This window comes from Cloacibacterium sp. DMC96 (assembly GCF_056313765.1).
The window spans coordinates 379236-392959 of the sequence record NZ_JBQUZQ010000002.1 but is presented as its reverse complement, the minus strand read 5'-3'; the positions used below and the strand labels follow the sequence as shown (position 1 = coordinate 392959).

12 protein-coding genes and 3 tRNA genes are annotated in these 13724 nt (G+C 32.7%); 5 read left to right on the top strand and 10 right to left on the bottom strand.

Going from position 1 to position 13724, the window contains the following annotated elements; translation table 11 throughout:
• Positions 1–32: 32 nt before the first annotated feature.
• The 7 genes from accD to ACT53I_RS10655 form a co-directional block, all read right to left on the bottom strand.
• Complete coding sequence (accD, locus tag ACT53I_RS10685; protein WP_069799756.1) at positions 33–884, bottom strand: acetyl-CoA carboxylase, carboxyltransferase subunit beta; 852 nt, start codon at positions 882–884, stop codon at positions 33–35.
• Positions 885–938: 54 nt separating this feature from the next.
• Positions 939–2009: a class II fructose-bisphosphate aldolase gene (gene fbaA, locus ACT53I_RS10680; RefSeq protein WP_213190175.1), complete on the bottom strand. Its 1071-nt coding sequence runs from the start codon at positions 2007–2009 to the stop codon at positions 939–941.
• Positions 2010–2083: 74 nt separating this feature from the next.
• Positions 2084–2950 (bottom strand): NAD kinase, encoded by an 867-nt coding sequence (locus tag ACT53I_RS10675; RefSeq protein WP_104793069.1) that lies wholly within the window; start codon positions 2948–2950, stop codon positions 2084–2086.
• Positions 2951–2980: 30 nt separating this feature from the next.
• Positions 2981–3634, bottom strand: coding sequence for a CBS domain-containing protein (locus tag ACT53I_RS10670; protein WP_476079641.1), 654 nt, complete (start codon positions 3632–3634; stop codon positions 2981–2983).
• 185 nt (positions 3635–3819) lie between these two features.
• On the bottom strand, positions 3820–4695 hold the full coding sequence (locus tag ACT53I_RS10665; protein WP_476079640.1) for a DMT family transporter: 876 nt from the start codon (positions 4693–4695) through the stop codon (positions 3820–3822).
• Between the two features lie 105 nt (positions 4696–4800).
• Positions 4801–5463 carry a leucyl/phenylalanyl-tRNA--protein transferase gene (gene aat, locus ACT53I_RS10660; protein WP_476079639.1) on the bottom strand — a complete coding sequence of 221 codons (663 nt, stop codon included), beginning with the start codon at positions 5461–5463 and terminating at the stop codon, positions 4801–4803.
• Between the two features lie 67 nt (positions 5464–5530).
• Positions 5531–5911, bottom strand: coding sequence for a DUF3127 domain-containing protein (locus ACT53I_RS10655; RefSeq protein ID WP_424307642.1), 381 nt, complete (start codon positions 5909–5911; stop codon positions 5531–5533).
• 164 nt (positions 5912–6075) lie between these two features.
• Between ACT53I_RS10655 and ACT53I_RS10650 the strand changes: the two genes are divergently transcribed.
• The 3 genes from ACT53I_RS10650 to ACT53I_RS10640 all read left to right on the top strand — a co-directional run bounded on the left by ACT53I_RS10650 (position 6076) and on the right by ACT53I_RS10640 (position 6337).
• Positions 6076–6157, top strand: a tRNA-Leu gene (locus tag ACT53I_RS10650).
• A gap of 14 nt (positions 6158–6171) precedes the next feature.
• Positions 6172–6244, top strand: a tRNA-Gly gene (locus ACT53I_RS10645).
• Between the two features lie 9 nt (positions 6245–6253).
• A tRNA-Leu gene (locus ACT53I_RS10640) sits at positions 6254–6337 on the top strand.
• A 141-nt stretch (positions 6338–6478) separates the two neighbouring features.
• On the opposite strand, the gene ACT53I_RS10635 is transcribed toward ACT53I_RS10640, so the two are convergent.
• From ACT53I_RS10635 to ACT53I_RS10625, 3 genes are all read right to left on the bottom strand, one after another.
• On the bottom strand, positions 6479–7162 hold the full coding sequence (locus ACT53I_RS10635) for a hypothetical protein (protein ID WP_476079638.1): 684 nt from the start codon (positions 7160–7162) through the stop codon (positions 6479–6481).
• Positions 7163–7250: 88 nt separating this feature from the next.
• Positions 7251–8012 (bottom strand): NUDIX hydrolase, encoded by a 762-nt coding sequence (locus ACT53I_RS10630; RefSeq protein ID WP_476079637.1) that lies wholly within the window; start codon positions 8010–8012, stop codon positions 7251–7253.
• Entirely contained in the window at positions 8002–9183 is a 1182-nt protein-coding gene (locus ACT53I_RS10625) for an MFS transporter (RefSeq protein ID WP_476079636.1), read from the bottom strand. The genes ACT53I_RS10630 and ACT53I_RS10625 overlap by 11 nt, the downstream gene beginning before the upstream one ends.
• A gap of 235 nt (positions 9184–9418) precedes the next feature.
• Here ACT53I_RS10625 and ACT53I_RS10620 point away from each other — a divergent pair, with 235 nt between their 5' ends.
• Both ACT53I_RS10620 and ACT53I_RS10615 read left to right on the top strand, forming a co-directional pair.
• Positions 9419–12229, top strand: a complete 2811-nt coding sequence (locus tag ACT53I_RS10620) for a SusC/RagA family TonB-linked outer membrane protein (protein WP_476079635.1) — start codon at positions 9419–9421, stop codon at positions 12227–12229.
• Between the two features lie 19 nt (positions 12230–12248).
• Positions 12249–13700: a RagB/SusD family nutrient uptake outer membrane protein gene (locus ACT53I_RS10615; RefSeq protein ID WP_476079634.1), complete on the top strand. Its 1452-nt coding sequence runs from the start codon at positions 12249–12251 to the stop codon at positions 13698–13700.
• The last annotated feature ends 24 nt before the right edge of the window (positions 13701–13724 follow it).

The window sequence follows — 13724 nt, the reverse complement described above, 5'->3', positions numbered from 1 at the left end:
ACGATTTAAAATTATCTCAGAGAATAAATATTCTATTTATTCATCAATAGTTTCACTGTTTTAGAAACCGTTTCTTTAATTTCAGTTCTTTTTACAATAAAATCTACAAATCCTTTTTCCTGAATAAATTCAGATGTTTGGAAACCTTCTGGTAAATCTCTACCAATGGTTTCTCTAATTACTCTAGGACCTGCAAAACCAATTAAAGCGCCAGGTTCTGCCATGATTACATCAGCAGTCATTGCAAAAGATGCGGTAATTCCACCAAAAGTTGGGTCGCATAAATAAGCAATGTAAGGCAATTTCTTATCAGAAAGTTGAGCCAACTTAGACTGTACTTTTGCTAATTGCATAAGAGAATAAGCCGCTTCTTGCATTCTAGCACCACCAGATTGGCAGATAATCATGTAAGGAAGTTGATGTTCTATACAATAATCTACAGCTCTTCTGATTTTTTCGCCCATTACAGAGCCAAGTGAACCCCCGATAAACGCAAAATCCATACAAGAAATCACCATGTCTACACCATTTACGCTTCCTCTTGCATTTCTGATGGAATCTTTAAGTTTTGTTTTAGATTTTACTTCTTTTAATCGGTCTGTATATGCTTTTGTATCTTTAAATTTAAGCATATCTACACTTTCTACATCGGGATGTAATTCTGTGAATTTCCCTTCGTCAAAAAGTATATCGTAGAACTCTGCGCTTCCTATTCTCACGTGGAAACCGTCTTCTGGAGAAACGTAATTATTTCTCTTAAGCTCGTCATGTTCTACAATCTTACCAGAAGGAGTTTGATGCCAAAGACCTTTTGGAACGTCTTTTTTCTCTTCGGTTCCTGTGGTAATATTTTTTTTCTTTCTTTTAAACCAATCAAAAGCCATAGTTATTTATTTAAGGTTAAAATTGAGGTTTCGAATTTAGTGAAATCTTTGATTTTAGCCTAATGTATTTACGTTATTTAAATCTTCAAAGGCTTTTACCAATCTATTTACGAAAGTTTCTTCTCCTTTTCTAATCCAAACTCTTGGGTCATAGAATTTTTTGTTTGGTTTTTCTTCACCTTCTGGATTACCAATTTGAGTTCTTAAATACTCAATATTAGAATTCATGTAATCTCTAATTCCCTCTGTGTAAGCAAACTGAAGGTCTGTATCGATGTTCATTTTGATAACACCATAAGAAATCGCTTCTCTAATTTCTTCTAATGTAGAACCAGAACCACCGTGGAATACGAAATTTACTGGTTTTTCAGAAGTTCCGAATTTTTCTTGTACATATTTTTGAGAATTGTCTAAGATTTTCGGAGTTAATTTTACGTTTCCTGGTTTGTAAACACCGTGAACGTTACCAAAAGCTGCAGCAATGGTAAATTCTGGAGAAATCGCTTTTAATCTTTCGTAAGCGTAAGCTACTTCGTCTGGCTGAGTATATAATTTAGAAGAATCTACATCTGAGTTATCTACACCATCTTCTTCGCCACCAGTTACACCCAATTCTATTTCTAGAGTCATGCCCATTTTAGCCATTCTTTCGAAATATTTAGTAGAAATGTCTAAATTTTCTTCAATTGGTTCTTCTGATAAATCTAGCATGTGAGAAGAGAATAATGACTTACCAAAAGCTTTGTAGTGCTCTTCGCTTGCGTCTAATAATCCATCAATCCAAGGAAGTAATTTTTTAGCACAGTGGTCTGTGTGAAGAATTACGGTAGCTCCATAAGCTTCTGCAAGGGTATGAATATGTCTAGCTCCTGCAATTCCTCCTAGGATTGCAGATTTTTGATTTTCAGTACTAAGGCTTTTTCCTGCGTTAAATGCAGCTCCTCCGTTTGAAAACTGAATAATTACTGGAGCGTTTAATTTAACTGCTGTTTCCATAGTAGCGTTTATGTTACTAGAACCTACTACGTTTACTGCAGGAAGTGCGTAATTATTTTCTTTTGCGTGTGCAAAAATTTCTGATACTAATGAACCTGTGGCAACACCTGCCGGAAATTTTCTGCTCATTTTCTTTTGTTTTATTATTGATTGTTAAATGTAAATTTCGAAATGTAAATTTAGTGAATTTTATGCTATTAATACTAATTTCTTTTGTCTTTGCCCCACAGCAATTTCTGCCTTAAAGTTTTGAAAAAGCTCAAGTCTTTTGGGTGCATTAAGATCAGTTGGAAGTCGGCTTTTTTTACTGTAATCACATCATCATTTTTCATGTGATAGAGTCTAGAATCTAGAGAAAGAGAATATTGTGGAACTCTGCTTTCTACTTTTAAGGTAATTTCTATATCGTCTCTTAAAACAATTGGTCTCACGTTAAGGTTGTGAGGCGCAATTGGCGTAAGCGAAAGAATTCCGTTTCCTGGTGAAATAATAGGGCCACCACAACTCAGTGAGTATGCGGTAGAACCAGTAGGTGTAGAAATAATTAAACCATCTCCCCAATAATACGTAAGAAATTGCTCATTAATGTGCGTTTCTATGGTAATCATAGAAGTGGTTTCGTTTCTAGAAACGCTCAAATCATTTAGTGCATACGGAAAGTCGATAGGAGTACCAGAAGAAGTAACGTGCAAAACGCTTCTTTTGCTCAAATTCATTTCTTTGGTGATGATTTCGTCTATGTGACTGAAGATTTCTTCTTTAGAAAAACTTGCCAAAAACCCTAATCTACCCGTGTTTACACCGATGATAGGAATTTCTAATTCTTTGATAAAATTTAAGGCATTTAGAATGGTTCCGTCTCCACCAAAACTGAAGAAAAAATCTATTTTTTCTTGTTTTACATCTTCGTAGTTAGAAAAAGTGGAAAACTCTTTAGAAAATTCTAAATCTTTGAAGAGCTGTTCATATATAATAGCTTTTACACCTCTTTTGTTAAGTTCTGATATAAACTTACTTAAGTATAAAAATGTATCTAAGTCTTTTTTCTGTGAATAAATGGCAGCTTTCAAAATAAATCTTTTTATAAAATCAAAAATACATTAAAATTCTAAATATTTTTGAAAATATTGATATCGGTCTTTGATGAGTTCTTCTTTTTCGTCGTTATAAAATTTATGAACTACGTGATAACCAAATCGGTCGAAGGTTTCGTCTATAGAACTTAAATTATCATGATTAATTTTCATGGTAACTTGTATTACATCATCATTTACATGACTGATGAATGCTCCGTAAAATTTAGAATTGTTGCTTTCTACAATTTTGGCAATTTCAGTCATCGAAAACGATTTTAAGGTGGTTTCTACCGTTAAAACCGCTCCGTTTTCAGAAAATAAAGGATATTTCGACAGTTCATTAAAAACATCATCGTAAGCAATGTATCCTAAATATTCTTCATTTTTATTGATGATAGGAATAATATTAGCGTTAAAAGTATAGAATAATTTTACAGTGTCTAATACGGTTCCGCCTTCTAAAATGGCAAAACGTTCGATGTGAATAAGAAGTTCTTCTAAATTTTTATCTGGATTTTCTTCCAAAAATTCTTTGCAGATTCCTCCCAAAAAAAGATTGTTTTTTTGTACAAAAACATGGGTAAAACCAAATTCAGAGGCTATTTCTAGTGCTTCTTCTGCTGATGAATCAACTTCAAAAGCGGGAAAATCTTTGGATATGTATTCAGAAATTAACATGTTGCAAAGGTAATTAATTCTTATCAATCAGCTAAATGACGGAAATCATAAAAAATTTTCAAACATTTTTGAATTTTATTGAAAAAAAATTTTATCTTTGTCACCTTTCATTTTTACTTTTTATTAGATTTATTTCAAACTGCATTGCTTCCTAAGGGGTTATGCAGTTTTTTTATGTAAAAATGCTAGCTTTTTTTCTTTCTTAGAAAAATTAATCCTCCCAGAATAATTGCACCGCCTATTCCTTGTAAAAAAGTAAAACTTTCTCCGTCGATTATTCCCCAAGCTACCGCTACAATTGGCATTAATAAAGTTACGGTAGACGCAAATAGCGGATTAGAAACACTCATTAATCGATACTGCAACATCATAGCCAATCCAGTTCCGAAGATGGATAAAGTCGCTACAAATCCTAATCCTATCATATTTTCTCTTGTAAAAGAAAACTCGTGAAAGAAATTTGAGAAATATAAAGCCAATAAAGACGGTAAAAACAAGACGTAGAAAAATACAAATGAGGACAGAAGTTTTGCAGGAATATGCGTGAGTTTTGCGCCAACTGTAGTTACGCTTACAGCGTACAAGAAAGCTGCAAAAAGTAATAATCCTATGTAAAATAAGTGTTCTGTATTATTATCATGTCCCGAATTCATCAATAAAATCACTCCAAAAAAACTGATGACAATTCCCAAAATTTGTCGAGGAGTGGTTTTGGTTTTCCAAAATGCAGCACCTACTATAATCACAAAAAGTGGCATCGTAGAATTGATAATTCCGGCAATACTGCTGCTGACTTTGGTTTCCGCAATAGGGAATAAGAACATGGGAATAAAATTTCCACAAAGCGCGGCTATAATCAACCATTTTAGATGTGATTTAGGAAACTTTTTGATGTTCAATAAAGCAATCGGCGAGAGTAAAACTCCAGAAATAAGAACTCTGAGCGCTCCTACTTGATAAGGGTTAAAATGTTCCAGCGATTTTTTTATCAAAATAAATGAAGAGCCCCAAATCAGAGAGAGCAATACCAATAAAATCCATTTTTCTTTTTCAGGGTTCATATTTTTTTAATTTTTTGGGCGCCAATTTCCTCGTTCCGCTCTCGCTTTTTTAAAATTTGTTAATTTTAAAAAGAGCTCCGCTCAACTCGGGGCGCAATTTCTTTATTAATTTACGTTCTCGTCTGAGAAATTTTGTTTTAAAATTTTCAGAAACTCCCTTTTAGGGATTTCTTTAGCGCCTAAAGAAGCTAAATGTTCAGTGTAAACTTGGCAATCAATCAGCTGATACTGATTTTTATATTTTTCTACAAAATAAATAAAACCCGCTTTACTTGCATTGCTCACTTTGGCAAACATACTTTCTCCACAGAAGATATGACCTAAATCTACACCATATAAACCTCCCACCAATTCATCATTTTCCCAAACTTCTATGCTTTTTACTTTTCCAAATCGGTGAAGAGTGCTGTAAGATTTTATCATCTCATCTGTAATCCATGTTCCATCTTGACCTTTTCTTTCTGCGGCTTGGCAATTTTTCATCACTTCTTCGAAACATTTATTTTCGGTAAAAGTAAATTTTCCTTCTCGCAGAATTTTCTTCATGGATTTAGAAATTTTCAAATCTTCAGGAAACAATACGAATCTAGGATCGGGACACCACCATAAAATATCGTCTTCGGGATTAAACCATGGGAAAATCCCGTTCTGATAAGCAAACCAGATTCTTTCTGGAGATAAATCTCCGCCCATTGCCAGTAATCCTCCTTCAAAATCATACAAAGCAGGGTCTGGGAAAGCAATTTCTTCGGAATCTAGTAGAAACATATCTTATTCTAAAAACGAAATCCCACTTATTAAAGTAGGATTTAAAATGTATAAAATTTCTATTATTTTAGAAAGGTAAATCGTCATCACCTTCGTCTGCGAAAGGATTTTCATTAGTAGTAGCTGGAGTAGCCGCTGCAGATGGAGCAGCATAAGTAGGTTGTGCACCATTATCTGCTACTTTTTCTAATCTCCAAGCGGTAATAGAGTTGAAATATTTTACTTCACCTTGTGGGTTAGTCCACTCTCTACCTCTAATATTGATTCCTAATTTTACAGTTTCGCCTTCAGAAACATTATCTAATAAATTAATTTTATCTGATAAAAATTCTATTGAAATAGGCTGAGGATATTGTTCCTGAGTCAATAAAACCATTTCTCTTTTTTGAAAACCGCTTGCAAAAGTCTGGGTATCAAATATTTTCTTAACCGTTCCTTGTAATTCCATATCTATTAATCTTAAAGTTGTAAAAGTAATAAAAAGAGAAACAAAAATCTAATTTCTAAGTTTTTTTTTCAAAAAATAAAATTTTTCAAAAAAAAGTTGTGAAGATTAGGAAAAAGTTTCTATATTTGCACTCACAAAAAACGAACAAAGTTCTTTAAATACTAGCGGATGTGGTGTAATTGGTAGCCACGCCAGACTTAGGATCTGGTGCCGTGAGGCGTGGGGGTTCGAGTCCCTTCATCCGCACACGAAATAGAAATGCGAAAATAGCTCAGCTGGTAGAGCACAACCTTGCCAAGGTTGGGGTCGCGGGTTCGAATCCCGTTTTTCGCTCTCCATTTTGCCCTGGTGGTGGAACTGGTAGACACGCAGGACTTAAAATCCTGTGTCCGCAAGGACGTACGGGTTCAAGTCCCGTCTGGGGTACATTAAGAAGCCTTCTCTTTTGAGAAGGCTTTTTTATTTTATTCAAGTAAATTTGAGATAATTAGTAAGGATTTTTATAATATAATTACTGAGTCTTTTATTACTTTTTCTTTATTTTTCAGATTTTCTAAAATATTAATTTTAATAGCCTCTATTGTCTAGTGGAGTGTCAAATAAATTGGTAAATTTAATTTCCATTTCATAATTCAATAAATTATCTGTATGTACCATATTTTTAAAATCTACTTCATAATTTTTATTTTTTGAGATAGATACATCATTTACTTTCCAAATACGGTTTCCATCTTCTAAAATTTTTAGTGGTATATTTATTTTATAATCAAAACTTTCAAATTTTCCAGTCACTCTACTTTGGTTTCCTGAAAATCTGTATGACATAGTCTCCATACCTCTATTTATTTTATAGGTATTTGTAATGATACTTTTAATTTTTATATAATCATTTTCTATGTTTTTTACTTCATTCAAATCGTATATAACTTTTATTCTAATTTTATATATTCTTCCATCTATAAAACTTACAGTATAATCAGCAAGTTTTGATTTATTAGTTAAGCACTTTTCTAATCTAAATGTAAAGTCCGTGTTTTTTACTTTGTGAGGCTCATTTAAGTAATCAATAAATTCATCACGCTCAACATGAAAATACTTATCACTATTTCTTATTTCAGTAACTCTTAAGTCACTATAAATAAAATTGTTCAAATATTCTTCATTCATGTGCATTAAATTAAGATTCAAATCTTTAATTGTACATTGAGGATAATAAAATAATGATAGCAGTAAAAAGAATAGATTTTTCATGGTTAAAATTTTTAGTAAAAATAAATAAAAAAGCCATTAAAAAATGGCTTTACTTTAATGTGAGAATTTTTTTACAAAATGTTTTCCCTCAAAACTTAAGTCTCAATTTATTTTTCTTAAAAGAATAAAGATAAGGCGCCTTATTTGCAGAACCGCTAAAAAGTTTTTCGTGTCTGTCTAAGATATTTAAACTGAGCATTTTACGCTGAAAGTTGTTTCTTCTGAATTTTTCTCCCAAGATGGCTTCATACAGATTTTGCAAATCTTTCATGGTGAATTTTTCTGGCAGCAGATTGCTTCCTACAATGTCATAATCTAGCGTTTTTCTAAGGTGTTCTAATCCTTTTTCGATGATTTCTTTATGGTCAAAAGCCATCTCTGGTAAATCATGTACATCAAACCAAGCGCAAGTTTCATTGAACGCATCTGGGAAGGTATGAGATAAGGTGTAGTCTATCAATGCATAATAGCCTACAGTTACAAATCGCTTATTAATCCAGTGGTCTTTATCTGTTTCTATTCCTTTGTTAGCTAATAATTGACGGTGCGGATTGTTTTTTTCGGTTCTGTCTATTCCACCGAATGCATAGAACTGTTGCAAATACACGTCTTCTAAATGAGTTCTTTCATATAAAATTCTGTGTGCAGCATCATCTAGATGTTCATCTTCGAAGATAAAACCTCCAGGAATCGCCCAAAGATTGAGCTCGTGATATTTAAGCAATAAAATTTTTAAAGAATTGTCGTGAAAGCCAAAGATTGCACAGTCTACAGATAATTGATTTATAAAGTTTTTGGTATCAATCAATTCTTGTAGGGTCATCTTATTTTTAGAGTCGTCAAGTTTCATGATCATTTTTATTTATAGACATTCTTTCTTTGATGGAAAATAAAGAAGAAAGTATCAGTATCAAAATTAAGGGAATTGAAGCAAATAACAAGTAATAATTTGCTAAATTTTTTTGAAAAATATATGCAGTGCTTATAGAGCCTATAGAACCGCCTAAAGAAGTGAACAAAATGATGAAGGAAACCATTCTGCTTATTTTTTTCTCGGGGTAGTTGCCTAGGAACTTAGAGTTTAGCATAGGGTAAAGTGGCGCAATAAAAAAGCCAATCAGTGGAAAAATAAACATTAATATCTTTATTTTTAAATCGCTTTCTTGCCCTATAAAAAATGCTGAGCTAATGAGAATAATCCCGGAAATTAAGCTGGTGTAAAAGATTTTCATGGGACTAAATCTATGAATGAGCTTAGATGCGATTATTCTCCCTAAAAATGAGAAGAATGCCAGTAATGCAGAAGATTGAAGCGCAAAAAAAGAAGAAGAATTGAGGGATTTTTTATAAAAAGTGGGAAGCCACGAGTTGAATATTTGTTCAGCAAAAATAATGAGTGATATAATAGCCAAAAACAATAGTGAACTTTTGTTCAGTAAAATTGTAAAGTCAATTTTTGATTTTTTTACGGGGGCTGGTTCAATATTTTTATGAGTGTGGTGATGTCTTATAATTTGTATAGCTGTCCACAACGAAATAAATCCTACCAACCAAAATCCAAATCTCCAAAATTCTTGATAGTCACTGCTCAGAATAAGCGCAAACTCCATGTTTACAATGAAAATTCCGAGCATAAACGCAGCTTCTGTTCTGCTCATGGTGATAGAGAATTCTTTTTCAGTATCCGTTGTGTTTTTGATGATGCTAAACACACATATTTTGCCAATAGAAAATGAAATTCCGATAAGAATAAACCAGATTTTTAAAAACCAAAATTCTGTGAGAAATGGGATGCTAAAACTACAGACGGTACAAATAAATAATGCAAAAGCTAATGAAAGGTAGTAACTCTTTTTTTTAATGTAGTCTACCAAAAAAATAGAAACTAAAGCGATGGGAATATCTTTGAAAAATTCTAAAATTCCTAATCCTGTATAAGTATGCTGAGCGTTTTGAGAGAGTTGTAGTATGATAATGCTCATAGAGTTAAGGAGCATAGAAAAGACTATAAAACTTAACATTAAGTTAACATTAAGCGATTTATTTTTCTTGTTTATTAACATAATGTTAAAAGTTGAGCCATTTTTTAGTTAAAATTTTTTTGAAAAAATAAGAGTTTTTTCTCCTTAAATAGGTTTTTGACCTCCTCAAAAGTACCTCAAATAAACGAAAAATTAAAATTATTCAGAATTTTTTTTTTTTCTTAACTAAATTCATTTAAATTTATTGTCTCAAAATGAGATAAAAAAATATATTATGAACATGAATATTAAAAAAGGGTTAGGACTGATAGCAGTTCTTTATTTCACCTCAAGTTTTCAGGCTCAAATTAAAAGTGATTCTTCAGCGATTAAAGAGAAGAAAATTGATGAGGTAGTTCTAATTGGTTACGGTTCTGTAAAAAAGAAAAATGCAACCAGTGCAATTGAAAACATTAAAGCAGATGTTTTTGAAGACAGACCAATTTATAACGTGACACAAGCTTTGCAAGGTACAGCAGCGGGTGTAAGTGTAGTACAAAACTCGGGTAAACCAGGGCAGGCTTTAAACATTAAAATTAGAGGGAATAACTCTATTTCTTCAGGGGTAAATCCATTATATGTAGTAGATGGTATTCAGACTAATGATATTACAGGTGTAAATCCAGATGATATCGTAGATATGACGATTTTGAAAGATGCAACATCAGCGGCGATTTATGGTATTAATGGTTCTGCGGGAGTTGTAATTATAACTACAAAAAGAGGAAAAGCGAATAAGCCTCAACTTAATTTTAATACTTATTGGGGTATTTCTAAAATTGTTAATAATGTAGATGTACTTAATTTAGACCAATATAAAGCATTAATGGCAGACATTAATGCAAATGGAGGAGATGATTATTTGAGCACAGTAAACAATCCAAGATATGCAGGAATTAGTACAGATTGGAAAAAAGAAGTTTATAGAACTGGAGTTGATCAAAATTATAATGTAAATTATTCTTTCGGTAATGAAAACACTAAGGCTTACACTGCTTTAGGTTACCAAGGAATAGACGGTATTGTTGCTCCTTCTAGATTTGACAGAATGTCCGCAAAAGTTAATTTAGATTCAAAAATAACAGATTGGCTTAAGGTAAATGCAAGTTTAAATTACATGCACACCAAGCAAAATAATACTGCAGATAACAGACAAGGAGCAAGAGGAGGTGTTATTTTAGCAGCTTTGACCACTCCTACTTTTATGCCAGCTTATGGAGATCAAATTAACTTTGTTCCAGGTGATCAAGTTGTTTATAATAATGATGGAACCGTTAAAGATGGTTATAAACCAGGTCAATTTGCACCAAATCCTTTTACTGCAGGTTGGGAAAACCCAGTCTCTTTCCAATATAGAGATCTTGAAAACACCATTACTCACAGATTTTTATCCAACTTAGGTTTTGAAGTTAACTTACTTAAAAACTTAGTTTATAAACCAAGTGTTTCTTTTGATTATATTGATAGCGAATATAATTTCTTTAGAGATTCTTATAGATCTTCAGATGGTAGAACCAATCATGGTTTTGGACAACAAGACACTAACAAGTATCAAGATTTAAACATTGAGAACACTTTAAACTATACTTTAAAAACAGGTGCTCACGATTTAGGATTATTAGGAGGTTTTCAAATACATGAGAGAAACACTAAATTAGATAGCTATTGGGGACAAGGTTTCGCAGAAGACGTAAGAGAATTTAATTATGACCTAGCATCAGGAAACAAAACTCCTACTTTTAGAGAAGAAGTTTTAAAAGAATTATCATATTTTGGTAGAGCAGTATACACTTATGATAATAAGTATACTTTAATGGGGGTTTTCCGTTATAACGGAAGTTCTGCATTAGCGCCAGGAAAAAAATGGGGCTTCTTCCCGGGAGTATCAGCATCATGGAACATTTCTAATGAAGACTTCTTAAAAGACAATTCTACAATCTCAGAATTAAAAATTAGAGGAGGTTGGGGTAAAACAGGTAATGCATCAGGTATTCCTCCATACTCACACTTTATTTTACATAGACTTACCAATAACGGACCTGATGGTACTTATAAATTCTACCAATGGGGAAGTGACATAGGCTGGGAAGTTACTACAGATACCAACTTCGGGGTAGATTTAGCTTTTGTGAAAAATAGAATTAAATTAACTGCAGATTTCTATAAAAGAACAACGGATGATTTAATTATGCCAATTGAAATGGGACCTACTGTAGGTAACATATTGAGAAACGTTGGTTCAATGGAAAACAAAGGGGTAGAGTTTACACTTAATACAGTTAATGTTAAAAATGATAATTTTAATTGGAATACTAATTTTAATATTTCATTTAACAAGAGTAAAATTAATGCACTCTATTACATGCCTATCAAAGATGAAGTTCCAATTGAAGGAATTGGTAACAAGATCGTAAGATTTACACAAGGACAGCCTCTAAGTGCATTCTACGGATATAAAATGATGGGTGTAAATCCTCAAGATGGTAAAATAATGTATGCTGATTTAAATGGAGATGGACAAATCACAGACTCAGGAGATAGAACATTTATTGGTAATCCAAACCCAGATTTTACTTTCGGTTTTACTAATAATTTTACTTATAAAAACTGGTATTTAGACGCATTAATTACAGGTTCTGTAGGAAATGATATTTATAATGCTTCAAGATTTGAATTAGAGTTAATGAATGACTTCAAAAACCAATCTACTGTAGTATTAGATAGATGGACTACTCCAGGGCAAATAACCAACGTACCTAAAGCGGGATCTACCGATGTAGATAAAATCTCAGACAGATTTGTAGAAGATGGTTCATACATTAAGCTGAAAAGCGTAACATTAGGGTATAACTTCCAGAATCCATTTAAAGGAGTAAGCAAATTAAATGTATATGTAACAGGACAAAATTTATACACCATTACAGACTATACAGGATTTGATCCAGAAGTAAATGCTTTTGCTGGTACAAATGGGGTTTTAGGTATTGACTACGGTACTTACCCACAAGTAAAAACTTTTGTTGTAGGACTAAAAGCTAATTTTTAATCATTAATAATTTAATATTATGAAACTAAATAAAATTATATATTTTTCAGTACTAGGAGCGGGCTTATCATTAGGAGCAGTTTCTTGTTCAGATTATTTAGATACAGAACCGATAACAGACAAAGCGGTTGAATTCAGCGAAGTGCCTTTTAAAAATGCTTCTGATGCTGAGGATTTAATGAATACTATCTATAATGATTTAGGTAATGAATACTGGCAGTTAGATTATTTCTTTAATGGTGATGCACAAACAGATATCGCTTACCAAGGTGGTGATAACCCACAGAATGCTCAGCAATCAGAATACAGAATACAATCTTCTAATACTAATGTTAGTAGAGATTGGAACTACATTTACGGACGTATCAATAACTGTAATTTAGTACTAAACTATGTAGATAAAATTCCAGATACATCACTTACTACTCAAAGAAGAAACGAAATGAAAGCCGAAGCTGCTGTAATGAGAGCACTTTACTATTTCCACGCCGTACAACTTTGGGGAGACATACCATTAGTTACTAAAGCAGTAATCGGAGTAACTGCAGAAAATTTCGAAGAAGTATATGCACAAGTTTATCCAGCAAGAAAGCCTGTAAGTGAAGTATATACTCTTATCATTGCTGACTTAGAAGGAGCTTTGGCTAACCTTCCTGCAAGTTCTAATAAATATAGAGCTTCTAAAGGTGCTGCTTTATCTCTTTTAGCTCAAGTGTATGCGACTAAACCAAGTCCAGATTTTGCAAAAGTGGTATCTTATACAGATCAATTAATGACACAAGGATACAGTCTTTTACCAACTTACGACCATTTATTTGACAGTAATCACGAAGCAAACGCAGAATCTATTTTCGAAATCAATGGAAATGGAAGCAGTGTTTGGTGGTGGGGAACTTTCATGTTCATCGGAACAGACTGGAAAAAATTCAATACTCCATCTAATGATTTAATTAAATCTTTTGATGCTCAAGGAGATGCAATCAGAAAAGCTTCTACAGTTAAGTTTGAACCAGTAGGTTGGTCAGATAAATATTGGAGCAGCTCTAGCTATCCATTTGCTTGGAAACAAAGAGAGCAAAGCGGAAACCAAAATGTTTACATCTTTAGATATGCAGATTTACTTCTTCTAAGAGCTGAAGCTAAAGTAAGATTAGGAGATTACACAGGTGCTGCAGCTTTAGTAAACCAAGTAAGAGCAAGAGTTAATTTAGCTCCTATCACAATTACTGGTGCAACTGATGGTATCAACAAAGTGCTAGAAGAAAGAAAACTAGAATTAGCATTCGAAGGACAACGTTGGTTTGACCTTAAGAGAACAGGAAAAGCTGTTGAAATTATTAAAAACAGAAAAGATGCTAGCGGAAACCCACTAAGTTATGCTGCTAACATTACAGAACAAAAATTACTTTGGCCAATCCCTCAAACTCAGATTGATAATAACCCTAATTTAACTCAAAATCCTGGTTATTAATCTTATATCAAATTAGAATTTATA